Origin of the sequence: Kribbella ginsengisoli (assembly GCF_039537185.1) — a bacterium.
GTDB lineage: Bacteria > Actinomycetota > Actinomycetes > Propionibacteriales > Kribbellaceae > Kribbella > Kribbella koreensis.
This window is the reverse complement of sequence record NZ_BAABAA010000004.1, coordinates 417780-441879: the sequence shown is the minus strand read 5'-3', so window position 1 is coordinate 441879 and position 24100 is coordinate 417780. Positions and strand designations below refer to the sequence as shown.

The window sequence follows — 24100 nt, the reverse complement described above, 5'->3', positions numbered from 1 at the left end:
GGTCATGCTGAGAAACGCGGTCCGCTCGTTCTGGGCAGAGCCGCGCGCTCCCGAGGCTCCGCGGCGTGTCTGGCGGGACTGGGTTCTGGTCGGTCTGTTGCTGCCGACGGCCGTCCTCGAAGGGATCTTCCGGGATCACCTGGTGTGGCGGCCGGTTGCGATCCTGCTCGGGGTCGCCGTCGTGCTCGCGCTGCTGTGGCGGCGTACCGCTGCGTTCGCCGTCGTGGCCGGCGTGTTCGGCACCCTGATCCTGCTGAACGTGGTGACCTTGCTCAGCGACAAGGAGTCAGTCGGGCTGTACATGATGATCTGCGTGATCCTGCTCCCGTACTCCTTGTTTCGCTGGGGATCCGGCCGGGAGATCGCGATCGGGCTGGTCTTCGTCCTGGGCGCCTTGGCGCTCGGGCTCGCCGCCGACCCCACCGGCCTCGTCGACTCCATCTTCGGGAGCATGTTCCTGCTCTTCCCGGCGACGGTCGGTGCCGCCGTCCGGTACCGGACCTCGTCGCGGGTCCGTGAGCTGGACCAGGTGAGGCTCCGCGAGCGTGAGCAACTGGCTCGCGAGTTGCACGACACCGTCGCCCACCACGTCTCGGCCATCCTCATCCGGGCGCAGGCAGGCCGCATCGTCGCCGCGTCCGATCCGGCGGCTGCCATGGATGCCTTGTCCATCATCGAGACGGAGGCTTCACGGACCCTCGCGGAGATGCGGGTCATGGTCGCCGGACTCCGCCAGGACGAGGCGGCCGCGATGGCCCCGCAGCCGGGCGTGGCCGACCTCGAGCAACTGGCCCGCGGAAGCCGGCTGCACGTCGACGTCGAACTGTCCGGCGACCTCGACGATCTCGGTCCCTCTGTCGGGGCCGCCCTCTACCGGATAGCCCAGGAGTCGATCACAAACGCTGTCCGCCATGCCCGCGCCGCGACCCGCGTCGACGTCCGGGTGGCGGGTAGCGTCGACCAAGTGCGGCTGACCATCCAGGACGACGGCGAAGCAGGCTCGGCTGGGCCGGTGGGCTACGGCCTCGTCGGTATGACCGAACGAGCCGCCCTCCTCGGCGGCTCCTTCGAGGCCGGCCCGGGCCCCGACCGGGGATGGACCGTCGAAGCCGTCCTGCCGAAGGCGGCCAGATGATCCGGGTAGTCGTCGCCGACGATCAGGAACTCATCCGTACCGGGCTGACGATGATCCTGTCCGCGCAACCCGGGATCGAGGTGGTCGGTCAGGCCGCCGATGGCCGCGAGGCGGTCGAGCTGGCCCGCCGGCTGCGCCCGGACGTGTGCCTGTTCGACATCCGGATGCCCGGGATGGACGGGATCGCGGCGACCCGCGAGCTCGCCGGACCGCACGTCGAGGAGCCGATCGCGGTCGTCGTGATCACCACCTTCGACCTCGACGAGTACGTCCACGGCGCCCTCAAGGCAGGGGCTCGTGGCTTCCTGCTCAAGGACGCCGGCCCCGAACTCCTGGTCCAGGCGATCCACGCGGCCGCCGACGGCGAGGCGTTGATCGCGCCGAAGATCACCGCGCGACTACTCGCGGCTTTCTCCGATACGCGACTCGGTCGGCCACCTGCTCAACCTGTCGAGCCGCTGACCGGTCGTGAGGAACAGATCCTGCTCACCGTCGCCCAGGGCCGTACCAATTCCGAGATCGCCGGTGATCTCCACATCAGCCTCAGCACGGTCAAGACGCACCTCACCAGCATCATGACCAAACTCGGCGCCCGGAACCGGGTCGAACTGGTCATGTGGGCCTACGAGACCCACCGAGTCCAGCGCTGATCGTCGACAACAGGGTGGCCAGGTCTTCGACCGACTGTTCGGGCAGCACCGTACCGATTCTGGCGACCAGCTCCGCCTCCACCGTGGGAGTCGCTGCGGCGAGGATCTCGAGGCCGGCCGGTGTCGCTTCGACCAGCGAGGAGCGGCGGTCCTCGGGGTTGGCGGTACGCCGGCAACGGCCGGCCGCCTCGAGCCGGTCGACTCCCTTGCTGGTCGCCCCGACCGTGATGGCGAACTCGTGTGCCAGATCCTGGACCCGTGTCGTCCCGCTCGCCGCGATGAACCGCAGGAACTCGAACTGACCCAGCGGCAGGTCATGCTCCGCCTTGAGCCTGGCGTCGAGCGCGTTGTAGAGCCGTGTCTCCAGCCGGACCAGGTTCGAGAACAACGATGTGAGGTCGGTCACCAAAGAATCCTGCTTCTTGGGAATTAGCTTCCTGGGAATGTAGTTGTCACGACCATAGCCCACCGAGGAGAGGTGCACGATGAGCAGGGAGCAACGCGAGCAGGCGCGCAGCCTGATCGAGAAGAGTGAACTCGGCCGGACGCCCGCCCAGCAGCGGGCCGATTTCGACGAGATGTTCGCCAGCCGGCCACTCGGAGAGGACGTAACGCTGAGTCCCCGCACGCTCGGGGGTCGTCCAGCTCTGGATGTCGCGGTCGACGGCGCCGACAGCGAGGGAGTCATCCTCTATTTCCACGGCGGGGGCTACTCGATCGGCTCGGCGCGGACGGGGGCCAACCTTGCGGCGCCGTTGGCGCGGAGTACCGGCGTACCGGCCGTGTCGCTGGACTATCGGCTCGCACCGGAGGATCCATTCCCGGCTGCGGTTGATGATGCGCTCGCGGCGTACAAGGAATTGCTGGACAGTGGTCAGAAGGTCGTAGTGGCAGGCGATTCGGCCGGTGGCGGCCTCGCGCTGGCCCTGATGATCGCCGCGCGCAGCGCCGGGCTGCCGCAACCCGCCGCAGCTGTCCTCTACTCGCCGTGGACCGACGTCTCGTTGAGTGGCGGAAGCGTGGACTCGCGGGGCGACTTCGACCCGCTGTTCAGCCGGGCCCAGATGGCCGAGTCCGCCGACTGGTACGTCGGCGGCCAGGACGCGCGGAACGAGCTGGCCAGCCCGCTGTTCGCGGATCTGACCGGTTTGGCACCGCTGCTGATCCAGGTCGGGTCGGCCGAGGTACTGCTCGACGACTCGCTGCGGCTGGCCGTCCGGGCGGCTGAGGCCGAGGTGGACGTCAGCCTGGACGTGGTCGCCGGAGCGCCGCATGTGTTCCAGTACTTCACCGGCTTCCTGCCCGAGGCCGACGAGGCGCTCGAGCGGGCCGCTGCCTTCGTGCGACGCCGACTCAGCGATCGACTCGGGGACCAGCCGGTCGGGTAGCGCGGGGTTCTGGGGGTGGCGTCGCATAGATTGGGGGCATGAGTACTCCGTCCGAGAAGTATGCCGTTTTCCGCTCGGACCAGGAGCACCCCGCGGTGCGGGAGTTCCGCTCGCTGTACGACTTCCAGCTGGACGAGTTCCAGTTGCGGGCGTGCGCGGCGCTGGAGGACGGGCATCAGGTGCTGGTCGCCGCGCCGACCGGCTCGGGCAAGACGCTGGTCGGCGAGTTCGCGGTGCACCTGGCCCTGCAGCGGGGGCAGAAGTGCTTCTACACCACCCCGATCAAGGCGCTGAGCAACCAGAAGTACAGCGATCTCGTCCGCCGCTACGGCCACGAGAACGTCGGCCTGCTGACCGGTGACAACTCGATCAACTCCGAGGCGCCGATCGTCGTCATGACGACCGAGGTGCTGCGCAACATGCTGTACGCCGCCTCCCAGACGCTGCTCGGCCTGTCGTACGTGGTGATGGACGAGGTGCACTACCTCGCCGACCGGGCGCGTGGCGCGGTCTGGGAGGAGGTGATCATCCACCTGCCCGAGTCGGTGTCGGTGGTGTCGCTGTCGGCGACGGTGAGCAACGCGGAGGAGTTCGGCGACTGGCTGGAGACCGTCCGCGGCAACACGGTGGTGGTGCTGGAGGAGAAGCGGCCGGTGCCGCTGTTCCAGCACGTGATGGTGGGCAAGCGGCTGCACGACCTGTTCGCGGGTGAGGCGCCGACTGCGCGCGCCGGTGGCGCGGCGCAGTACGGGCCGCAGTACACAGCGCCCAAGTCCAAGTCGGGCAACCCGGCAAAGGCAGGCGCGGCTGATCTCAAGGACATGGTCAACCCGCAACTGGTGAAGATCGCGCGCGACGACAGCCGGATCTTCAAGGACGACTCGCGCAAGCCGCGCCGTCGCCGGGATCTGCCCAAGAGCCGGCCGGCCCGGTCGCACTTCACGCCGTACCGGTCCGACGTGGTCGAGGAGCTGGATGCCGGCGCGCTGCTGCCGGCGATCTACTTCATCTTCTCCCGCAAGGGCTGCGAGGACGCGATGCTGCAGTGCCTGCGCTCGGGCCTGCGGCTGACCAAGCCGAGTGAGCAGGCCGAGATCAGGCGGGTGCTCGCCGAGCGGATGGTGGACCTGCCGGACGAGGACCTCGGCGTGCTCGGCTACCACGACTTCAGCGAGGCGCTCAGCCGTGGGATCGCCGCGCACCACGCCGGCATGCTGGCGGCCTTCAAGGAGGTCGTCGAGGAGCTGTTCGCACGCGGCCTGATCAAGGTCGTCTTCGCGACCGAGACGCTTGCCCTGGGCATCAACATGCCGGCCCGCACGGTCGTGCTGGAGAAGCTGAGCAAGTGGAACGGCGAGGCCCACGTCGACATCACGCCGGGGGAGTACACCCAGCTGACCGGCCGGGCCGGGCGTCGTGGCATCGACGTCGAGGGGCACGCGGTCGTGTTGTGGCAGCCGGGGTTCGATCCGCGCGCTGTCGCCGGTCTGGCGTCCACCCGTACGTATCCGTTGCGGTCGTCGTTCTCCCCGTCGTACAACATGGCCGTCAACCTGGTCCGCCAGGTCGGGCGGTCGCGGGCGCGGGACATGCTGGAGCTGTCGTTCGCGCAGTTCCAGTCCGACCAGGCCGTGGTGGGGCTGGCGCGGCAGGTGCAGCGCAACACGGAGGCGCTGGAGGGGTACAAGGAGTCCATCGACTGCCACCTCGGCGACTTCCTCGAGTACGCCGCGCTGCGCCGCCGGATCGGTGACCGCGAGTCGTCGGGCTCCAAGGCGCGCAAGCTGGATCGCCGGGTCGAGGCGCAGGCGTCGCTGGAGAAGCTGCGGATCGGCGACATCATCCGGATCCCGGCCGGCCGCAGCGCGGGCTGGGCGCTGGTGCTCAACGCCGGCGTACGGTCCGAGCGCGAAGGACCGCGGCCGACCGTGCTGACGCTGGACCGGCAGGTGCGCAAGCTGTCGATGATCGACTTCCCGACCCCGGTCGAGGCGATCAGCACGCTCCGGGTGCCGAAGAAGTTCAACGCCCGCAACCCGCAACAGCGCCGCGAGCTCGCCCACGTACTGCGGGGTCGCACCGACATGATCGGCGAGGAAGGTCCGCCGTCGTCGCGCAGCCATCGGGGCGATGTCGTCACGCACGCGGATGATCCGGAGCTGCAGCAGATGCGCGCCGAGCTGCGCGCGCACCCCTGCCACGGCTGCTCGGATCGCGAGGACCACGCCCGCTGGGCCGAGCGGTACTTCCGGCTCGACCGGGAGAACCGCGACGTCCAGCGCAAGATCGAGCAGCGGACGAACACGATCGCCCGCCAGTTCGACCGGGTCTGCCAGGTGCTCGACGCGTTGCACTACCTCGACGGCGACAAGACGACGGAGGCGGGCGACCGGCTGTCGCGGATCTACACCGAGCTCGACCTGGTGGCGGCCGAGTGCTTGCGGGTCGGGGTTTTCGACGATCTCGACGTACCGGAGCTGGCGGCCTGTCTGGCGGCGCTGGTGTACGAGTCGCGGTCCAAGGACGAGCCGACCTCACCGCGATTGCCGCGGGGCGAGGTACGGAACGCGCTGGAGAAGATGGGCACCATCTGGCGGGACCTGTCGGCGCTCGAGCGGGACATGCGGGTCGACTTCCTGCGCTCGATGGATCTCGGTTTCTGCTGGGCCGCGTTCCGCTGGGCGTCGGGCGCGTCGCTGGCCGAGGTGCTGTACGAGTCCGACCTCGCGGCCGGTGACTTCGTCCGTTGGGTGAAGCAACTGATCGACCTCACCGAGCAGGTCGCCGACGCGGCCGGCCCGACGCCGCTGCGCAAGACGGCGCGCCAGGTGACCGACCAGATCCGGCGTGGCGTGATCTCCTACGCATCGGTCGTCGACGAACCCTGAGGTCGGTAGGGTTCTGACGTTCGACCGCCTGTGTTTGAAGGAGTTCACGTCAGTGGAGCTGTCACGCCGCAATCTCGGCAAGCTTGTCGTCGCTACCGGAGGGGCAGCGGCTCTCGGGACGGCGGTGATCAGGTCCGCCGACGCCGCCGCGACGTGGAAGGCGACCGGGACCGCGGTGCCGGCGCTGGCCGGGTTCGACAACCAGATGAAGACCTTCATGCAGGCGCGCGGCGTCACGGCCGGCCAGTTGGCGGTGACGTACAAGGGCCGTCTGGTCCTTGCCCGCGGCTACAGCACCGAGTCGACCGTGGCGGTCCAGCCGACCTCGTTGTTCCGGGTCGCCTCGCTGACGAAGTCGTTCACGTCGGCGGCGATCCTCAAGCTGGTGCAGGACGGCAAGCTGAGCCTGACGACGCCGGTGACGTCGATCCTCACCTTCACCCCGCCGGCCGGCCAGACGGTCGACCCGCGGCTGAAGACGGTCACGATCAAGCGGCTCCTGCAGCACCTCGGCGGCTGGGACCGCGACGTGTCGGGTGACCCGACCGGCATGGACGCGACCATCTCGAAGGCGCTCGGCGTGCCGATGGAGTTGCACCACGCCGACGTCATCAAGTTCATGGCCGGGCGGCCGCTCGACAACGCGCCCGGAACGAAGGTCGCCTACTCCAACTACGGCTACCTGCTCGCCGGGCGGGTGATCGAGAAGGTCAGTGGGCTGCCGTACGCGACGTACGTGCAGCAGAAGTTGCTGACCCCGTTGAAGATCACCCGGATGGCCCAGGGGTACTCGATCGCCAAGCACGCGGGCGAGGTGCCGTACGACTCGCAGTACACGGCGAAGACGGTGCTCGACACGACGGGCAAGGTCGTCGCCGCGCCGTACGGGTCGTTCAGCATGCGCATCCATGACGCCAACGGCGGCTGGATCGCGAGCGCGCCGGACCTGGTCCGCTGGGCCAAGATGTTCGATGCGCCGTCGACCGTCCTCAACAGCACCTCGCTCGCCAGCGTCTGGGCCAAGCCGGAGACCGGAGTCTCCCCGGATGGCTGGTACTACGGCCTCGGCTGGCAGGTCCGCCCGACGACCCAGGGCGGCACCGGCCGCAACACCTGGCACACCGGCAGCCTCCCCGGCACGTTCACCCTGCTCGTCCGGACCTACAACGGCATGAGCTGGGCGGCGCTGTTCAACCGCCGCGACGACGCCAGCGGCAAGTCGTACGGCGACATCGACGCCGCCATGTGGACCGCCGCCGCCGGCGTGAAGACCTGGCCCACGAACGACCTGTTCCCGACGTACTTCCCCAGCTAGAACTTGGATCGGTGCATCCAACCGCCAGGCCATCAATCGTCCGGGGGAAGGGCGCCCGGCTCGGTGTGTCGGGTGGGTTGGTGGGCGTTTGATGGGCTGGCGGTCGGAGCCCAACCGGTCGGACCCTAGAACATCAGCGGCCGAAAGTGCGGATCCGTCGTGCTCTCCTCGCCGGCCATCGCGGTGAAGACCTTCCGCATGGCGTCGATCGCCTCGTCGCCATGCGTCTTTCGCAGGCGACGTTCGTACGCCTGGTGGAACCGTCGAGCCGCCGCGAGCGCTGCGCGGCCGCGTTCCGACAAGTGGATCAGCCGCGCTCGGCCGTCCGTGGGGTCGGGGTGGCGCTCGACGTAGCCGCGCGCTTCCATGTCGTCGATGATCTGCGCCGCGCCCTGTTTCGTGATGTCCAGCCGGGTCGCCAAGGTGCTGATCGTCGACGGCGCGCGCCCGAGGGTGCGGAGCACGAAACCGTCGGAGCGGCCCTGATCGTCGAAGCCCAGCTCCGCGGTGGCTGCGCGCAGCTCGCGGACGAACTCCTGCTCCGCGAGCAGCAGCAGGATGCCGAAATCAGGGTTGCCATTCGTCGCCATGTCACCCATGATAGACAAGTCGAGTTGAACAAGTCAGCTTGTCTAAATAGGGGGATGAGATGCCGATCACCCGCGCGGCCGATGCGCCGCAGTTCGACCTTCCGGGCGCCCGGTTCACCGTGCAGGCCGCACCCAGCCTGGGCTCCAAGGGCCTGTGCACGTGGCGTTTGCGCCTCGACACCGCTCCGCGCAACGACGCGCCGCACACGCTGGACCGCGACGAGGTCTTCATGGTCCTGTCCGGCACGGTCCAGCTCACACCGGACGGCGAGAAGCTCGAGGCCGGTGACTCAGCCGTCGTGCTGGCCGGAGACCCGATCCAGGTCCGCAACCTGGGCGACACCGACGCCGAGCTCTACGTCGCCATCACCGCAGGCTTCACCGGCACCATGGCAGACGGAACTACGGTCCAGCCGCCCTGGGCTCAGTAGGTTTTAGCAGCGGCGGATGGGGGCGCTGTAGGTGGTGTTGCTTGGGTTGGCGACGTAGTAGTCGGTGACCCAGCTGCCGTCGCTCAGGCGGTTCCAGACGGACGTAGTGCCGACCTTCGTGCCGGCTCGTTGGCAGGTGACCCAGGCCAGCGAGCCGGCCGGCAATAGGCCGGGATAGGTGGCGTACGACGTACCGGGGCCGTGGCGCCTGGCCAGGTTGTCGGTAGTTGTTTGGTACGGGAGGCTGCAGCCCGGGATCGGCGCGCTGTAGCCGGGGTTGCCGGGTGTGCGGACGTAGTAGTCCGTGACCCAGGTGCCGTCGATCAGCTTGTCCCAGACGGCGCTGGTGCCGATCTTGGGGCCGAAGGACTGGCACACGATCCGGACGGCCGCGTTGTGCGCGATCGTCGCACGCCTCGGGTAAGCGGTGGAGGGCCCGCTGTAGGCGTAGATGTTCGTCCGGACCGTGTACGTGTACCAAGTCGAGGCGACCGGTGCGTCGAAGCGGTCGTTGTCGATGTTGAGGGTGACACCGCCGTACGTCTCGTTGTGGTCGCCGTTGTACTGCTTGGCCCGCTGGCCCACGGACCAGTAGCGGTCGGAGATGAGCGGCCAGCCGGTCAGTGCGGAGCTTTGGTTCCAGCGCGCGATCCACACCGCGTCGGGTCGTGCGTAGATGGTCGAGTTGTAGACCTCCGCCAGGTGGCGGGCGCCGGAGTCCTGGTGGGCGTACACCGCGGAGATGTAGCCGCGCCGGTGCAGTTCCTTCGTCCAGGCGGAGAGATATTTCAGTACTGCGGTCCGGCAGGTCGCGTCGTTGACGTTGTAGTGCTCCATGTCGCCGTAGAGCGCACTACCCGGCAGCAGCCCGATCGCTGCTGCCTTGGCCGCGGCATCGGCCGCCTGAGCCGTCCCCTGTGCGGCTGCAGACGACACGGTCAGCTTCACCGCGTTGGCCCGGGTAGTGCATGGCGCCTGATACCCCATGTACACAGGGATCAGTCGCCACCCCATCCGCGTCACAGTGCTCACCCAACTGCCCGTGAGCTGCGGCTGCGCGCACCCGCGATTCACCCCGCCGAAGTAGATCCCCACCGCGCGGTACGGCGACGCCAGCCACGCCGACATCTGCGCGACCGTCGGCGCAGTACACGTGTCGAAGGCCGGCCCCTTGTACCTGGTAGCCGTCGCACTCGCCGGATAGCCGATCGAGGTAGCCGGCTCAGCTGCCGCAGGCAGCGTCATACACGTCAACAGCAACGCAAGGACCAACAGCAAACGCTTCATCGAACCCACCCCCTGGCTCTTGCAGTACACGCCTCAACGGCGTGCCCTGCAAGGGGTTAGTCTGCACCGGAGACGCATTGGAGGAGTGGAATGGAACCCACGATCGTCGAGCGCGAGGACCAGCCGTACATGGCGCTGCGCGGCAAGATCGCGATGAACCAGATCGCCGACTTCGCCCGGCGTACGCCGGAGCTGTTCAGCTGGCTCGCGGCCCGCAGTATCAACCCGATCGGCGACGTGTTCTTCCGCTACGCCGTGGTCGACATGGAGCACGGACTCGTGCTGGAGATCGGCCTGCCGGTCGAAGAGCGGCATCACGGCGAGGGCGAGATCGTCGGCGGCGTGCTGCCCGGCGGCCGGTACGCCAGCGTCACCCACATCGGTGACCCTGGCGAGCTCGAGGGCGTCACCCGCGACCTGCTCGCCTGGGCCGAGAAGGAAGGCCTGGAGTGGGACGCCGACGGCAACAACTGGGGCAGCCGTCTCGAGGTCTACAAGTCCGACCCCCAAGAGGTCCCGATGGACCAGTGGGAGACCGAACTGCTGTTCCGCCTCAGGGGCTAGGCAGCGACTGGCTGCAAGAGATCCCGTAGCTGCCGCGCGGCCTGGAAGCCTGCGCGGTTGCCGCCGATAGTGCTGGCCGATGGCCCGTAGCCGATCAGGTGCACGCGCGGCTCCAGTGCCGTGTGCGTGCCGTCCATCCGGATCCCACCGGACGGTTCGCGCAGATGCAGCGGTGCGAGATGCGCCAGGTCCGCGCGGAAGCCGGTGGCCCACAGGATCGCGTCGACGTGCTCCACCCGACCATCGGCCCACTCCACGCCGTCGGGAGTGATCCGGGAGAACATCGGCAGCCGGGTGTAGACACCCTTCCGGTACGCCGCCTGCTCCTGCTCGCGCAGTTGCAAACCGGTCACCGCGACCACGCTCTTCGGCGGCAGCCCGGCCCGGACGCGCTCCTCGACCTTGGCGATGATCTGCCGCCCGATCTCCGGCCCGAACTCCTCACCCGGCGTCCGCCACTCCGGAGGCCGCCTGGTCACCCACGTGGTGGTCGCAACCTCGGAGATCTCCGCCAGTAGCTGCACCGCCGATGCACCCCCACCAACGACCAGCACATGCTTCCCAGCGAACTCGCCCGCGCCGTTGTAGTCGGCAGTGTGCAGTTGCCGCCCCTGGAACGTCTCGATCCCCGGGTACCAGGGGATGAACGGCCGGTTCCAGGTACCGGTCGCGTTGACGATCGCCTCGGCCTCGTAGTCGCCGTAGTCGGTGCTCAGCTCGAACAGCTCGCCCTCATGCCGCACGCTCTCCACGACCACCGGCCGTACGACCGGTAGCTCAAACCGAGCCTCATAGTCGGCGAAGTACTGCGGTACGAACGCGTTGGCCCGCTCCACGCCAGCACTGGGCGGTACGTCGACCCCCGGAAGGTTGGCGATGCCGTGCACGTCATGCATCGTCAATGAGTCCCACCGGTGCTGCCAGGCGCCACCGGGGGCCGGGTTGCGGTCTAGCACCACCACCCCGTCGTATCGGGGGAACCCCATCCGGACGAGGTGGTACGCCGCCGACAGCCCGGCCTGGCCGGCCCCGATCACCGCAACCTGGGTCCTCTTCACACCAGGTGCAACAGCCGGGCCGGCCGCCTTACTCCCGCTACCTCAGCTCCAGCTGTTGTCGATCCGCTTGTGGTAGCGCTGACCGGCCTTGCCGCCGATGACTGCGGCCAGCAGGCTGACCACCACGACGGCGATCGCCAGGATCACGCTGCCGGTGGTCAGATCCTCGTTCGCGATCGGGACGGAGGGCAGATCGAGCCGGTCCAGGACGTCGTACTGCGAACCCGCCAGCGCGCCGATCCCGGCGACGACCAGCGTCACGATGAACCCGATCGCCCAGACGCCGAATCCCTGTCGCGCGCCGTCGAAGCGGGCGAGCCGGCCGGCGACGTACCCGCCGTTGTAGTAGGCGATCGCCATCATCAGCACGAGCAGCCCGGCCGAGACGATGCCGATGGTGCCGGCGTTGTCCTCGGCCGTCGCCCGGTCGATGGTGACCGCGTAGTCGACCGCGGCCGCGACCGCGCCGATCACCCCGGTCAGCAGCACGGTCAGGCCGATCGCGATCAGCCAGCCGAAGAAGGCGGCACCGGACTTGAAGCCCCGGTACGCCGGGTCGACCTCGGCCGCTGTGGACGTCTTGATGTCGGCGCGGTGGGTGGCCGTCGGGCGCTCCACCGCGGTGTCCTCGGTGAACTGCTTGTGCGGAACCTGCTGGGTGTCAGCCTCGTCCCGGTACTGCTGAACCATCTCGCCGTCTCCTCACCTCGACAGCCCCGTTCTCGACTGCCTGGTACCCCCGCGTATTCGTCCCGACTCGTTAAGCGATGAGATCGTCGATCTTGGTGTGATAGCGCTGACCGGTCTTGCCGCCCAGGAGCGCGAACAGCAGCGGCAGCATCAGCAGCGCGGCCGCCGTGATCAGCCCGCCGGTCAGCAGGCTGTCGTTGCTGAGCGGTACGTCGGGACGGTCGATCCGGCCGGTGTAGTCGTAGTTGCTGTTCAGGAACGCCCCGATCGAGCAGGCGACCACGATCAGCAGCAGCGTGATCATCCAGACCCCGAACCCCTGCCGCATCCCGTCGAACCGGACCAGCCGGCCCGCGACGTAGCCACCGATGTAGAAGGCAAGGCTGATCACCAGGACCACCGCTGCCGCGGCGCTGATGGCGACGGTGCTGGCGTTGTCCTCGAGATCGGTTTTGGTATAGCCCAGAATGTAGTAGGCGGCGGTGGCCGCTCCGCCGACGAGGGCCGTGAGCAGGACGAGCATCGAGCCCATGATCAGCCAGCCGAAGAACGCGGCGCCGAACTTGAAGCCCCGGTAGGACAGCCGCTCCGGCTCGGTCTGCTCGGCCGCCGGTTTGTCGGGGACCAGTGTGACGCTGGTCATCGCACGGGCCGCAGCGGCCCGGGCTTCCTCGTACCGCCGGGTCGTCGTGTCGGCCTCAGGTCCATCCAGGATGCTCTGCTCCACTGCCGTTCCCCTCACATGTCAGCCCTGCGGCGGGGGCCTACCCGGGAACCGGGCGACTCATGCGGGACTTCAGAGGAATTAACTATCTCCTGTATGCGGGTAGCGGCGGGGAGTGAAGACCAGTGGCCCGGCGGGGCGCGGCACAGTCTGGGTCTGCGACGAACCGATCAGCAGTAGGCACCGCATGTCGACGGTTGCCGGGTCCAGCTCGGCCAGCGTGGTGACAGTGACTGATTCGCTCGCACCGCCCACATCGCGGCCGACGATCACAGGGGTCGTCGGTGCGCGGTGCTCCAGTAGCAGATCACGCGTGGCGGCCACCTGCCAGGTGCGGGACTTCGAGGCCGGGTTGTAGATCGCAATAGCGAGATCAGCGGCCGCTGCGGCGCTCAGGCGTGCAGCGATCACCTCCCACGGCTTGAGCCGGTCCGACAGCGACAACACGCAGTAGTCGTGGCCGAGGGGCGCACCGACCCGACTGGCCACCGCCTGCGCTGCAGTCATCCCTGGTAGCACGGTGACGGCGATATCGGCGTACTCCGGTTGCGAGGCGACCTCGGTGACCGCACTGGCCATCGCGAACACCCCTGGGTCGCCAGAGGAGACCACGACGACCCGCGAGCCCTTGCGGGCCAGGTCGAGGGCGAAGGCGGCCCGCTCGGACTCGACCTTGTTGTCCGATCCGTGCTTGCGTTGCCGGGCGCGGTCGGGCAGCCGGTCGACGTACGGGCCGTAGCCGATCAGGTCGTCGGCCTCGGCGATCGCATTGCGGACCTGTGGCGTCATCCACTCGGGCCCGGCCGGTCCTAGCCCCACCACCGTCACTGAGCCCTCTGCACTCACCGTGGGGGCTAGGGCCTCGGGTGCCGGGGTGTTGATCGGGCTGGGGAGCAGGGCGAGGGAGAAGTACGGCACTGAGTCCGGATCGACGTCTGTCAGGGGAGCGGTGCGCTGGGCGTCGGTGGTCGCGCGTTCGACGTACCAGGCTTCGTCTGCCCGGCCGGCGAGCTCGAAAGCCTCGCGTACGTTGGTGAAAGTCCTACCGAGCTTCATGACGGCAGCAGCGTCGGTACTACGCAGCCGCTCGGCCAGTACCTCGGGTGGCAGCGTGCCGGGGAGGATCGTGAGGATCTCGTCGCGCTCACACAACGGCCGCCCGAGTACTGCGGCCGCTGCGCTCACCGAGGTCACCCCAGGCACCACCTCGCACGTGTAGCGGTCAGTGAGCCGCTTGTGCATGTGCATGTAGGACCCGTAGAACAACGGGTCGCCCTCAGCCAGTACTACGACGTTGCGCCCGGCATCGAGATGCGCCGCGAGCCGTGCGGCGCAGTCGGCGTAGAAGTCGTCCATGGCGCCCTGATAGCCGCCGGGGTGATCAGTGGTCTCCGTCGTCAGCGGGTACATCAACAGCTCTTCGACCTGACCGTCACGCAGGTACGGCGCTGCCACCGACCGCGCGATGCTCCGGCCGTGCCGCGCGCTGTGGTAGGCGATGACGTCCGCCTCACCGATCAGCCGGGCGGCCTTCACGGTCACGAGTTCGGGGTCGCCCGGGCCGAGCCCGACGCCCCAGAGCCGTCCGGTCATTCGTCCTCGCTCGCGATCGCGTTGACGGCGGCAGCGGTGATCGCGCTGCCACCCCGGCGGCCGCGGACGACCAGGTACTCGAGTCCCAGCTCGTTGGCGGCCAAGGCGTCCTTGGACTCGGCGGCGCCGATGAACCCGACCGGAATCCCGAGGATCGCGGCCGGTCGCGGAGCGCCGTCGCGGATCAGCTCGAGCAACCGGAACAACGCGGTCGGAGCGTTGCCGATGGCAACCACCGATCCGGCCATCCGGTCCGCCCACAGATCGATCGCGGCGGCACTCCTGGTGGTGGCGTGCTGCTGGGCGAGCTCGGGGACCGACGGATGGCTCAGCGTGCAGACGACGTCGTTGGCTGCAGGCAACCGCTTGCGGGTGACTCCCGCCGCGACCATCGACGCGTCGCAGAGGATCGGCGCGCCCGCCTGCAGCGCGGTGCGCGCGGCCTTGATCACTCCGTCGGAGAAGGCCAGATCCTCCACCAGATCCGTCATCCCGCAGGCATGAATCATCCGTACGGCGACCTGCGCCAGATCGGCCGGCAACCCGTCCAGCGCCGCCTCGGCCCGGATCGTCGCGAACGACTGCCGGTAGATCTCCGCTCCGTCGGCCACGTACTCGTACTTCTCGCTCACCTGTGTGCCCTCACTTCATCGACTCCCATCGCGACCCCATCGACCGCGTAACCGCCACCCCCGAGGGCAACCACGTCCAGAAACTCTCCACCGGGCTTCCCGCACCGCCGCTCACACCCGGACCAGTGCACCCGCCCACCGCCCGACCACCCCGGTACTACGCGCCGAGCGTCCCCCCGAACATCCCCCAATGCCTTCCCACACCCCGGCCGCCCCGCACACGAGGTAACCCCGTTCCAAGGCGACGCCTTCTCAAGCACCAGTCCCACCGCAGTCAGCCGCTGCACCGGCCCATTGCCGACCACCACGACCGACCGCCAAGGCGTAACCCGCACCTCATCCCCAGACTCGGCCAATGCCTCAGCCTGCTCCGCGCCAAGCACCCCAAGCGGAACAGTAGCTACAACCCCGCCTTCAAAGACCCCAGCCGCAGCAGGCCCGCGCCTGACGCCCACCGGAACCGCAGCGGGACTGCCATCAAGACCAAGCCGCTTCAGAACGAGCAGCGGCCCATCATCCAGCTCACCCAGCCGCCAAGCCTCAGACCCCTGCTCACCCCGCACAGCCAGGAACGCCTCCGCGGCAGCCACCATGACCTCGGCCACCCGCTCAACCGCTACCTGTACTCCGGTAGCGACCCCAGCAAGCAGCAACTCACCCCGTCCGCGATCGACTAGCCGTACAGCGACATCTGGCTTGGAGGACTCCAGGTCCCCCCGCCCGTCGTCCAGCGCGAACAGGAAGCGACCAGGCAAGGCGGCGAGCCCCGGCGTAGCGCACAGCAGCCGGTCTAGCTCGCCAGCGAGCGGCAGTACGTCGTACAGGCTGTACTGGTCGAGCCCGGACAGAGGCGACGCGAGGATGTTCCGCACCCGCTCGTGCGTGATCGACGGGAGCAGCCCCGCCGCGTACAACCGCTCGGACAGCTCCACCGGCGCCCCGGGCTGCAGCGCCCGGATCTGTACGTTCGCCCGTGACGTGAGCTCCAGGTGACCGTCACCCAGCTCCACGGCGGCCGCAGCGAGCACCCGCAGCTGCGAGGCGCTCAGCACCCCGCCAGGCAGCCGCACCCGGGCCAGCCCGCCATCGGCCGCCTCGTGCACAGCGAGAACGCCCGGACAGCGGTCCGGCACAGTTCTCTCAGGAGGCACCACGGCGTGATGCTACTTTCCCGCCCGTTGTCCCGCGCAGCAGCCCTCCAGCAGGCCGCCGCGCGGGCGTAGTACCGGCTAGAGGTGCGCGTGCGGGTGGATGGGGGAGCGGTGCTGGAAGGAGAGGATGCCCGGATTGCGGATCCGGCCGCCCTCGATCTCGATGGCGCGGTCGATCGTGGTGTCGGCGTGCCAGGACTCCGGTCCGTCGAGCACTGTCCGCAGATACGGCAGCAGGGCCTCGCTGATCTCCCAGCTGGCCGAGTTCCACAGGTACGACGGGGTGTGGTCGACGCCGTAGTACGTGATGTTCTCGCCGACCGTGAAGGTGGGCTCGGCGAAGCCGGTCGGGCGGGCCCAGCTGAAGCCCATCCCCAGGTCGCAGGAGACGTCGACGATCAGGCTGCCGGGCGCGAACTGGTCCAGGTCCTCCTCGATCAGGAACGTCAGCGGCGCGTCCGGATCCTGCAGCACGCAGTTCACGACGATGTCGTGCTGGGCCAGGAAGCCGGCCAGCGGCACCCGGTCGTCGTCGATCAGCGCGTGGCTGCGCCGCGGGTCGTTGCTGTCGTCGGCGTCCTCGTGGTCGAACTGGATCATCCGGGCGGAGTGGATCGGCGAGCTGACCGCCGCCACGCCACGCCCGGTCAGGACGTCGACGTCGTGGATCCCGTGCGCCGCCAGCGCGGTCACGGCGCCTCGCGCGGTCGCGCCGAAGCCGATCACCACCGCGTTGAGCCGGCGGCCGTAGTCACCGGTCGAGCCGATCATCTCCAGCGCGTGCAGCACCGAGCAGTAGCCGGCCAGCTCGTTGTTCTTGTGGAAGACGTGCAGGTTGAACCGGCCGTCGTCGGTCCAGTGGTTCATCGCCTCGAAGGCGATCAGGGTGAGCTCGCGGTCGATCGCGAGCTGGGTCACCTTGTCGTCCTGGACGCAGTGCGGCCAGCCCCACAGGGTCTGGCCGGTGCGGAACTCGGCCAGGTCCTCGTGCTGCGGCTTCGGCAGTAGTACGACGTCGGTCCTGGCGATCAGCTGTTCCCGGTCAAGGACGCCGGCTACGGACCGGGACAGCTCCACGTCGGAGATGCCGAACTTCTCGCCGTACCCGGACTCGAGGAAGATGCGCTGCCGCAGGTCGTCGTCGATACGTTCGAAATGATGCGGATGGATCGGCAGCCGATGCTCGTTCTCTTTGCGGGAACGGCCGATGACGCCGAGAGTTAACTGGTCCACGATGGGCCCCTTTGGTTACCGCCTGTCTAGCACAGATGCACTGACGACCAGCACCATCAGAAGCGCCGCAAGACCCCCGCAGAGCATCACGGTGGAGACACTGCCCGCGTCCACGACCAGCCCGCCGAGCAGCGCTCCAGTGGACAGAGTCGCCTGGAACGACGAGGTGAAGAGCACAGTGGCGGCCTCCCTGGCACCAGGAGCCGCCTGCGCGAACCACGTCATCGAGCAGGCCGGTACTGCGCCGTACCCGACTCCCCAGATGACCAGGAGAGCCGCTGCGGCAGTGGTGGTGTGGCCGAGTACGGGCAGCAGGAGGGTCGCCGCGGCGATGAGGGTCGCGCTGGTGATGAAGGTGGCTCGCAGGTGGTTGGCGGCCGTAGTACCGGCTAGGAAGTTGCCGGCCAGACCTGCTGCGCCGTAGAGGAGCAGTAGCTGGCTGATGTTGCTTGTGTCGGTGACGTCGCGCAAGAACGGAGTCACATAGGTGTAGGTGCCGAAGTGGGCGGTGACGATCAAGCAGGTGGCGACCAGGGCGAGCTTCGTCTGCTTCAGGCGGAGCACATCCCGCAGTACAGCCACCCTGGTCACCTGCAGCGGCGGCAACGCCGGTACCACCGCTAGCAGCACGGCCAGCACCCCGACCGCCGCCACCCCCAGTACTACGAATGGCACCCGCCACCCGAATCGCTCCCCAACGAAGGTCCCGGCCGGTACGCCCAGCACGGACCCAAACGGCACCGCACTGAAAATGACCGCCGTCGCCCGCACCACCCACCGCTCAGGCACCAACCGAGCGGCCAGCCCCGCCCCGATCGACCAGAACCCGCCGATCACCATCCCCACCATCACCCGCGCAACCAGCTCCACCCAGTACTGCGAAGCGCCCGCCGCCAGGAAGTCCGCACCCGCCAACAACACCATCAACCCACCGAGCATCACCCGCCGATCCAGCCGCCCGGTCACGACCGTGATCACCGGCGCCGCAACCGCCGCCACCAACCCCGGCACCGTCATCAACAGCCCCGCCCGGCCGGCCGAGACCCCGAACTCGTCCGCCATCGGGCCCAGCAACCCGATCGGCAGAATCTCCGTGGTGACGATCAGGAAGATCCCCAGCGTCACCGCACCCACTCCCAGCCACCGGGGCCGCGTGCTGACGGACGGCGTATCCAATGCAGTCATCGCCCCAGTCCAGCCGCGCCGGAGCCGCCAAGCTCGCGATTTCACGCCACCCTGCTCGCTCCCGGCCACCAGGTCGCATTTCTGCCGATCGACGACGCCGGAGGCAAGTAGTTGATGTGACGAACCATCTGTCAGCGGATAATCCCGAGCTAGGATGAACGCATGGCTGAGACTCCGTTGCGCACCGTGCCCGACCTGACCGGGATGCTGATCCATGCCGGCCACGTCCTGGAGACCCAGCTGACCGCGGCGCTGGCGGAGATCGGGTTGACCCCCCGGATGCAGTGCGTGCTCGTGTACGCGCTCGAGGAGGAGCGGACCCAGATCCAGCTCGCGGAGCTCGCCTATCTCGACAAGACGACGATGGTCGGCACCGTGGACGCCTTGGAGAAGGCCGGTCTCGCCGAGCGCAAGCCGTCGGAGACCGACCGTCGTGCCCGGATCATCGCGGTCACCCCCGCGGGTGCCAAGGCTGCCGCGGACGGTCAGGAAGTCGTCGACAGAGTGCACGGTGAAGCGCTCGCCGCCCTCGCCGCCTCGCAGCGCGGGCCGTTCGCCGACGCTTTGGCCGAGCTTGTCGGCGGGCCGCTCGCCACCCCGGTCGAGGCGCAACCGGTACGCCGTCCGCGTCGGCGTACATGATCCGCTAAAAGATCGTCTACTACCGAACTATCTGTTAAGGTCGTACTTGTCCTGCCCTGCTGACAAGGAGACGACCGATGACCGCGACGATCGAGCCGACCAGCCACACCAGTCCTGCCCAGCCCGGGCGCGCCAGAGCGCTCGCCGTGCTCTGCGTGATGCAGCTGATGATCATCCTCGACGCCACCGTCGTGACGGTCGCGCTGCCGACCATCCAGAGCGACCTCGGCTTCAGCCAGGCCGGCCTCGCCTGGGTGATGAACTCGTACCTGATCGCCTTCGCCGGCCTCCTCCTGCTGGCCGGCCGGATCGGCGACCTGATCGGCAGCAAGCAGGTCTTCCTCGCCGGCCTGGCCGTCTTCACCGCGGCCTCCCTGCTGTGCGGTGTCGCCACCAGTTCCGAAGTACTGATCGCGGGCCGCTTCCTCCAAGGCGTCGGCGGCGCCCTGGCCTCCGCGGTGATTCTCGGCATGATCGTCGGCCTCTACCCGGCACCGGCCGACCAGGCTCGCGCGATGGGCGTCTACGGCTTCACCTCCGCCGGCGGCGCTTCGATCGGCCTGATCCTCGGCGGAGTCATCACCCAGACTGTCGGCTGGCACTGGTCCTTCCTGATCAACGTGCCCATCGGCATCGTCTCCCTGGTTGTCGCCACCCGCCTGCTCAACAGCCGCCGTGGCCTGGGCCTCAGCAAAGGCGCCGACGTACTAGGCGCAGTCCTGGTCACCGCAGGCCTCTCACTGTCCGTCTACACCATCGTCCAGACCGCAGAGCCGACCGCAGACCTCCCGCGCACGCTGGTCCTCGCGGCAGCAGCGGTAGCCCTCCTCACCGCCTTCGTACTACGCCAGGCCCGCGCCGCTGAGCCACTGCTCTCACTCCACATCTTCCGCAACCGCCAGGTGACCACTGCCAACCTGGTAGTCGTCCTACTCTTCGCAGCCGGCTTCGGCTTCCAGTTCATGACTGCGCTCTACCTGCAGCGAGTACTGAGTTTCGACTCGCTCCACACCGGCCTGGCCTTCCTCCCCGCGCCGGTCCTGGGTGGAGTGATGTCCCTGTTCATCGGCCCCCGCCTGATCGCTCGCTTCGGCGCCCGCGCGCTCCTGTTGGTAGGCCTCACCGCCCTCCTCGCAGCACTGCTGGTGATGAGCCAAGCTCCAGTCAACGGCTCTTACCTCACCAACGTGGTGGTCCCACTCCTCCTCATGGGTGTCGGTAGCGGTGTGGGTATCCCCGCAGCGATCATGCTCGCCATGTCCGGCGCAGAGCCGGGTGACGCAGGCTTGGCCTCCGGACTCAACAACACAGCCCAGCAAGCAGGCGCAGCAGTCGGTACTGCGGTACTCGCAACGCTGGCCGCCTCGCGCACCGCTGGACGGGTGGCCGATGGAGCGACCACGATCACCGCACTGCGGGACGGCTACAGCATCGCGTTCGTTGCCGCGTCCGCCTTTGTCGTCGTGGCACTGTTCGTCGGTACGACACTCCTGCTGCGCTACCGTGGTCGCCCGTGAGCATGACGAGGAACCCCGACCGGCTGGTGCTCTTCACCGACGCAGTGGTCGCGATCGCGGTGACCCTGTTGATCCTCCCGCTGGTGGAAGTCGTCACCGAGGTGGCCAAGGCGCAGTCGGAAGCGAACAACGGTCAGGCCGCCGATCCGTTCGCGGTGATCCAGGAGAACCAGCCGGCCATCTTGTCGTTCCTGCTGAGCTTCGTGGTGATCGGGCGGTTCTGGCTGGTTCACCATGGCGTCTTCGAGCACGTCAAGGCCTACAACGGCATGCTGGTCCGGCTGAACATGCTCTGGCTGCTCTGCATCGTGGTGCTGCCGTTCCCGACCGAGATCATCGGCCAGTTCACCAGCGACACCTTCTCGGCGGCCTTCTACTCCGGCACCCTGGTCGTGCTCGCCGCGACCCAGACGGCGCTCACGCTGCTCGTCCACGGGCACAAGGAGCTGGAGGCCGACGACAACCCCGTCACCGACCGCGAGATCGTCGGCTCCATCGCCTTCCTCGGCTGCGCGGTGGCCGCGTTCCTTCTCGCGCTGGTGCCGGGGGTACGTCTCTACGGCTTGCTCGCGCTGATCCCGAGCGGTTGGATCGCCAAACTCGTCAGCAGTCAGCGCGAGCGCCGTACTCCGTCAGTCGCCTAGACCGGCCCAGAAGCCGCAGTAGTGCTCGGCCCGCAGATCGACCTTCTTGATGCCGCCCTGGTCGGTCGGCGCGAGTGAGAGGCCGGTGACGGCCTTCTTGCCCGCCGGCGCCCAGTGCGGCCGGTCAGGACCGTTCGGGTTGCCGGTGCGAGCGAAGGCCGTCCAGTAGTCGATCATCTGCTCCGACAGCCGCTTCTGCGCATCCGTCATCGGGAACTCGTACCCGCCAAGGCTGAACAGGTACGGCAACTCCGTAGCGTGTGCCGCGCCCTGTCCCGGCTGGGAGAGCGGCGAATGCTTGTCGGCGAACTCGTACGCGTACACGGGGACCTTCCGAGCCGCCTGCTGATCGTTGGCGACCTGCGTGCACGACCAGATCCGATCAGTGGTCACCACAGTCCAAGCAGCAGCTGTCGACCCGTACTTCGACAGCGGGTACTGCCTCAGCACCTTCTGGGCATCAGCCACGCCGACCATGTCGGTCACCAGTCGCGGGTAGTCGGCATCGGTGAGTACCCCACCGTTGAATGCGCTCAACCACGCCGATGCCTCGTCATGGTTGTTGCCGGACAGTAAGGGCACCCGGTGGAACAGCCCGGCCTTCATCGCCTTGGCCGGACTCAGCGGCAACACCGCAGTACCGCCGTAGGCAACCTGCGTGAAGTTCAGCGTGTCCTCGACCAGTACTGCGGGGTCTGCCGCGCGCAGGCAGTCCAGACTCGGTTGTCCAGCTTTGCAGCCGAGCTTGGCCGCGTTGTCGGCCGCCCACTCCTTACCGTTCTGCTGCACGGTGCTCTGCGAGACCCACGGCGAATCAGCCGCCTGCCCCGGGTACTGACTGTTGGCGGCCCAGTTGAAGGCGCAGGAGCCGCTCTGCATCACTGCCTTGGAGAAGAGGCCGGTGGAGGTCGGTGAGGTGAGCTGGGCGCACACACTCATGCCACCGGCGGACTCGCCCGCCACGGTGACGTTGCGCGGGTCGCCGCCGAAGGCCCGGGCGTTGCGCTGGACCCAGCGGAGGGCCGCCTGTTGGTCCTGGATGCCGTAGGTGCCGGAGGCGGGCAGCCCCGGGTAGCCGAAGAAGCCGAAGATCCCCAGCCGGTAGTTGACCGTGACAACGATGACGTTGCCGCGGGCAGCCATCTTCGAGGCCTCGTAGCTATTTCCCGCGCCAGAGAAGAATCCGCCGCCGGGAATCCAGACGACCACCGCACGCGGCTTCGTGGACTGCTGGGCCGGCCTGGTGACATTCAGGTAGAGGCAGTCCTCGTTGCTGGAGCCGCCAGGCGCTTCCGGGTTGTCCCCTTGCGGGCAGGCGCTGGACAGCTTGGTCGCGTCCCGCACGCCCGTCCACGGCTGGGTGGGTTGCGGGGGCCGCCAACGCAACGCGTGCACCGGCGGGGCGGTGTACGGGATGCCGTTGAACACCTCGGTCGTCGCTGTCGTCAGCCCGCGCACCTGCCCGTTGTCGGTCCGTACGACGGGACCGGGGGTGGCTGCGGGTTGGGATGCCGTGGCCTGGTTGACAAGTAGTGCGGCCGGCAGCAGCGCGAAGGCTGCTGCCAGCGACACCTTCCTGCGAATAGTTGTCCTCATGCCGTGCAGCCTCTGCCAGGTCGTACAGACCCCGCTTCGGCCGCACGGCCACTACGGCTACACCTTTGGTCTAGGGGTCAGCAGTAAAGGTTGCTGCCGGGGGAGACCCCGAGGATGCCGGTGATGCGGTTGTAGGCGTCCACTCGGCTCTGTACCTGGCCCGGGTTGCCGCCGTTGCATTCGATCGAGCCGTTGATGCTGCGGATGGTCTCGCCGAAGCCGGCGCCGTTGACCATCGCGTTGTGCGGCGTCATCGTGCCCGGACCGGACTGGGTGTTCCAGTACCAGAGGCTGGCCTTCCAGGAGACCGTCGCGTTCTGCTCGACCTGGTAGGGGTTTCCGAGCAGGTCGATGCCGAGGTAGTCGCCGGCGGCCTTGTAGTTGAAGTTGTGGCTCAGCTGCAACGGACCGCGGCCGTAGTACGCCGACTGGCCGGCCGGGCAGCCGTACGGGAGCTCCGGGTGGCAGTAGTTCGGGTAGTTCGCGGTGTTGATCTCCTTGATGTAGACCAGCCCGCCGGTCTCGTGGTTCACGTTGGCCAGGAAGGCAGCGGCCTCACGCTTCTTGGTGGCGTCGTCGCCGGTGGTGGTGAAGCCGGGGAAGGCTGCGGCCGCGGCGACCAGACCGGAGTAGGTGTAGAACGAGTTGCGGCTCGGGAACATCGAGTTGAACTGCGACTCGGTCACCGGGAAGCTGCCGGTCGGCGGCGGATCCGTCGGCCCGCCGTTGCAGGTGTAGGGATCCCAGAACCAGGTGCTGATGGTCGGGTCGTAGCCGGGGTTGTCGTGTTCGGCGATGTAGTACAGGCCGTTGGTGTACTTGACGATGTTGCCGGTGACGTAGTTGGCGCCGGCCACCCAGTTCGGGTAGTTGCAGGCCGGCGGGGTGGTGCCGCCATCGCAGCTGAACGGGTCCCAGAACCAGGTGCTGATGGTCGGGTCGTAGCCGGGGTTGTCGTGTTCGGCGATGTAGTACAGGCCGTTGGTGTACTTGACGACGTTCCCGGTGACGTAGCTGGCGCCGGCCACCCAGTTCGGGTAGTTGCAGGCCGTCGTCGCGGTGGGGGCTTGCACGCGGGCTTCCGCGGGCGCCGTGACGAGCATGGAGAGCACGACTCCGAAGGCCGCGAGGACCGGCAGAACGCGCACGAAACGAGGCATCTTCACGATGGCACTCCTCTGTCCTGA

General features: G+C 68.1%; 23 protein-coding genes. 10 read left to right on the top strand and 13 right to left on the bottom strand.

From position 1 onward, the window contains the following. Positions 1-4: 4 nt before the first annotated feature. Entirely contained in the window at positions 5-1135 is a 1131-nt protein-coding gene (locus ABD768_RS18435) for a sensor histidine kinase (protein WP_343964125.1), read from the top strand. Beyond that, complete coding sequence (locus tag ABD768_RS18430; protein ID WP_344842054.1) at positions 1132-1785, top strand: response regulator; 654 nt, start codon at positions 1132-1134, stop codon at positions 1783-1785. The genes ABD768_RS18435 and ABD768_RS18430 overlap by 4 nt, the downstream gene beginning before the upstream one ends. Here ABD768_RS18430 and ABD768_RS18425 read toward each other — a convergent pair. After that, complete coding sequence (locus ABD768_RS18425; protein ID WP_344842051.1) at positions 1748-2191, bottom strand: MarR family winged helix-turn-helix transcriptional regulator; 444 nt, start codon at positions 2189-2191, stop codon at positions 1748-1750. The two genes, ABD768_RS18430 and ABD768_RS18425, sit on opposite strands and share 38 nt — an antisense overlap. 79 nt (positions 2192-2270) lie before the next feature. Between ABD768_RS18425 and ABD768_RS18420 the strand changes: the two genes are divergently transcribed. Genes ABD768_RS18420 through ABD768_RS18410 form a run of 3 tightly spaced genes read left to right on the top strand, consistent with a single transcriptional unit; the run spans position 2271 to position 7376 of the window. Further along, on the top strand, positions 2271-3173 hold the full coding sequence (locus tag ABD768_RS18420; protein ID WP_344842048.1) for an alpha/beta hydrolase: 903 nt from the start codon (positions 2271-2273) through the stop codon (positions 3171-3173). A 38-nt stretch (positions 3174-3211) separates the two neighbouring features. Then, the gene (locus ABD768_RS18415) at positions 3212-6061 is read left to right on the top strand and encodes a DEAD/DEAH box helicase (RefSeq protein WP_344842045.1); all 2850 of its coding nucleotides are present in this window, start codon (positions 3212-3214) and stop codon (positions 6059-6061) included. Between the two features lie 52 nt (positions 6062-6113). After that, a complete protein-coding gene (locus tag ABD768_RS18410; RefSeq protein WP_343964115.1) occupies positions 6114-7376 on the top strand; it encodes a serine hydrolase domain-containing protein in 1263 nt (420 codons plus the stop codon). Positions 7377-7501: 125 nt separating this feature from the next. Here the strand turns inward: ABD768_RS18410 and ABD768_RS18405 are convergent, their stop codons facing one another. After that, on the bottom strand, positions 7502-7966 hold the full coding sequence (locus ABD768_RS18405) for a MarR family winged helix-turn-helix transcriptional regulator (RefSeq protein ID WP_344842041.1): 465 nt from the start codon (positions 7964-7966) through the stop codon (positions 7502-7504). 59 nt (positions 7967-8025) lie between these two features. Here ABD768_RS18405 and ABD768_RS18400 point away from each other — a divergent pair, with 59 nt between their 5' ends. Continuing rightward, a complete protein-coding gene (locus ABD768_RS18400; RefSeq protein ID WP_344842038.1) occupies positions 8026-8397 on the top strand; it encodes a cupin domain-containing protein in 372 nt (123 codons plus the stop codon). A 3-nt stretch (positions 8398-8400) separates the two neighbouring features. Here ABD768_RS18400 and ABD768_RS18395 read toward each other — a convergent pair whose 3' ends face one another. Then, positions 8401-9684: a glycoside hydrolase domain-containing protein gene (locus tag ABD768_RS18395; protein ID WP_343964109.1), complete on the bottom strand. Its 1284-nt coding sequence runs from the start codon at positions 9682-9684 to the stop codon at positions 8401-8403. A 90-nt stretch (positions 9685-9774) separates the two neighbouring features. Here ABD768_RS18395 and ABD768_RS18390 point away from each other — a divergent pair, with 90 nt between their 5' ends. Then, a complete protein-coding gene (locus ABD768_RS18390; protein ID WP_344842036.1) occupies positions 9775-10248 on the top strand; it encodes a GyrI-like domain-containing protein in 474 nt (157 codons plus the stop codon). Here ABD768_RS18390 and ABD768_RS18385 read toward each other — a convergent pair. The 8 genes from ABD768_RS18385 to ABD768_RS18350 form a co-directional block, all read right to left on the bottom strand. Continuing rightward, entirely contained in the window at positions 10245-11306 is a 1062-nt protein-coding gene (locus ABD768_RS18385; RefSeq protein WP_344842032.1) for an FAD-dependent oxidoreductase, read from the bottom strand. The genes ABD768_RS18390 and ABD768_RS18385 overlap by 4 nt on opposite strands. A gap of 42 nt (positions 11307-11348) precedes the next feature. Further along, positions 11349-11996 (bottom strand): hypothetical protein, encoded by a 648-nt coding sequence (locus ABD768_RS18380; protein ID WP_344842029.1) that lies wholly within the window; start codon positions 11994-11996, stop codon positions 11349-11351. 70 nt (positions 11997-12066) lie between these two features. Next, on the bottom strand, positions 12067-12723 hold the full coding sequence (locus ABD768_RS18375) for a hypothetical protein (protein ID WP_344842027.1): 657 nt from the start codon (positions 12721-12723) through the stop codon (positions 12067-12069). A 78-nt stretch (positions 12724-12801) separates the two neighbouring features. Then, on the bottom strand, positions 12802-14313 hold the full coding sequence (locus ABD768_RS18370) for a precorrin-2 C(20)-methyltransferase (RefSeq protein WP_343964099.1): 1512 nt from the start codon (positions 14311-14313) through the stop codon (positions 12802-12804). Then, on the bottom strand, positions 14310-14945 hold the full coding sequence (locus ABD768_RS18365) for a precorrin-8X methylmutase (RefSeq protein ID WP_344842023.1): 636 nt from the start codon (positions 14943-14945) through the stop codon (positions 14310-14312). The genes ABD768_RS18370 and ABD768_RS18365 overlap by 4 nt, the downstream gene beginning before the upstream one ends. Further along, entirely contained in the window at positions 14942-16099 is a 1158-nt protein-coding gene (locus ABD768_RS18360) for a precorrin-3B synthase (RefSeq protein ID WP_344842021.1), read from the bottom strand. The genes ABD768_RS18365 and ABD768_RS18360 overlap by 4 nt, the downstream gene beginning before the upstream one ends. Positions 16100-16174: 75 nt before the next feature. Continuing rightward, a complete protein-coding gene (locus ABD768_RS18355; protein WP_343964093.1) occupies positions 16175-17329 on the bottom strand; it encodes a N(5)-(carboxyethyl)ornithine synthase in 1155 nt (384 codons plus the stop codon). 15 nt (positions 17330-17344) lie between these two features. Next, entirely contained in the window at positions 17345-18514 is a 1170-nt protein-coding gene (locus ABD768_RS18350; RefSeq protein WP_344842018.1) for an MFS transporter, read from the bottom strand. A 162-nt stretch (positions 18515-18676) separates the two neighbouring features. Here ABD768_RS18350 and ABD768_RS18345 point away from each other — a divergent pair, with 162 nt between their 5' ends. The 3 genes from ABD768_RS18345 to ABD768_RS18335 all read left to right on the top strand — a co-directional run bounded on the left by ABD768_RS18345 (position 18677) and on the right by ABD768_RS18335 (position 21317). Continuing rightward, the gene (locus ABD768_RS18345) at positions 18677-19156 is read left to right on the top strand and encodes a MarR family winged helix-turn-helix transcriptional regulator (RefSeq protein WP_343964089.1); all 480 of its coding nucleotides are present in this window, start codon (positions 18677-18679) and stop codon (positions 19154-19156) included. A 77-nt stretch (positions 19157-19233) separates the two neighbouring features. Further along, entirely contained in the window at positions 19234-20673 is a 1440-nt protein-coding gene (locus tag ABD768_RS18340; RefSeq protein WP_344842014.1) for an MFS transporter, read from the top strand. A gap of 2 nt (positions 20674-20675) precedes the next feature. Further along, positions 20676-21317 carry a TMEM175 family protein gene (locus ABD768_RS18335; protein WP_343964233.1) on the top strand — a complete coding sequence of 214 codons (642 nt, stop codon included), beginning with the start codon at positions 20676-20678 and terminating at the stop codon, positions 21315-21317. Here ABD768_RS18335 and ABD768_RS18330 read toward each other — a convergent pair. Continuing rightward, on the bottom strand, positions 21306-22913 hold the full coding sequence (locus ABD768_RS18330) for a carboxylesterase/lipase family protein (RefSeq protein WP_344842010.1): 1608 nt from the start codon (positions 22911-22913) through the stop codon (positions 21306-21308). The genes ABD768_RS18335 and ABD768_RS18330 overlap by 12 nt on opposite strands. Before the next feature lie 77 nt (positions 22914-22990). Then, entirely contained in the window at positions 22991-24073 is a 1083-nt protein-coding gene (locus ABD768_RS18325; RefSeq protein WP_344842165.1) for a chitinase, read from the bottom strand. Positions 24074-24100: the final 27 nt, after the last annotated feature.

Coding starts and splice junctions, on each gene's coding strand:
- ABD768_RS18435 (WP_343964125.1), top strand. CDS start 5: ATGCTGAGAAACGCGGTCCGCTCGTTCTGGGCAGAGCCGCGCGCTCCC.
- ABD768_RS18345 (WP_343964089.1), top strand. CDS start 18,677: ATGGCTGAGACTCCGTTGCGCACCGTGCCCGACCTGACCGGGATGCTG.
- ABD768_RS18370 (WP_343964099.1), bottom strand. CDS start 14,313: ATGACCGGACGGCTCTGGGGCGTCGGGCTCGGCCCGGGCGACCCCGAA.
- ABD768_RS18395 (WP_343964109.1), bottom strand. CDS start 9,684: ATGAAGCGTTTGCTGTTGGTCCTTGCGTTGCTGTTGACGTGTATGACG.
- ABD768_RS18420 (WP_344842048.1), top strand. CDS start 2,271: ATGAGCAGGGAGCAACGCGAGCAGGCGCGCAGCCTGATCGAGAAGAGT.
- ABD768_RS18335 (WP_343964233.1), top strand. CDS start 20,676: ATGACGAGGAACCCCGACCGGCTGGTGCTCTTCACCGACGCAGTGGTC.
- ABD768_RS18400 (WP_344842038.1), top strand. CDS start 8,026: ATGCCGATCACCCGCGCGGCCGATGCGCCGCAGTTCGACCTTCCGGGC.
- ABD768_RS18415 (WP_344842045.1), top strand. CDS start 3,212: ATGAGTACTCCGTCCGAGAAGTATGCCGTTTTCCGCTCGGACCAGGAG.
- ABD768_RS18380 (WP_344842029.1), bottom strand. CDS start 11,996: ATGGTTCAGCAGTACCGGGACGAGGCTGACACCCAGCAGGTTCCGCAC.
- ABD768_RS18405 (WP_344842041.1), bottom strand. CDS start 7,966: ATGGCGACGAATGGCAACCCTGATTTCGGCATCCTGCTGCTGCTCGCG.
- ABD768_RS18325 (WP_344842165.1), bottom strand. CDS start 24,073: ATGCCTCGTTTCGTGCGCGTTCTGCCGGTCCTCGCGGCCTTCGGAGTC.
- ABD768_RS18350 (WP_344842018.1), bottom strand. CDS start 18,514: ATGACTGCATTGGATACGCCGTCCGTCAGCACGCGGCCCCGGTGGCTG.
- ABD768_RS18330 (WP_344842010.1), bottom strand. CDS start 22,913: ATGAGGACAACTATTCGCAGGAAGGTGTCGCTGGCAGCAGCCTTCGCG.
- ABD768_RS18430 (WP_344842054.1), top strand. CDS start 1,132: ATGATCCGGGTAGTCGTCGCCGACGATCAGGAACTCATCCGTACCGGG.
- ABD768_RS18390 (WP_344842036.1), top strand. CDS start 9,775: ATGGAACCCACGATCGTCGAGCGCGAGGACCAGCCGTACATGGCGCTG.
- ABD768_RS18340 (WP_344842014.1), top strand. CDS start 19,234: ATGACCGCGACGATCGAGCCGACCAGCCACACCAGTCCTGCCCAGCCC.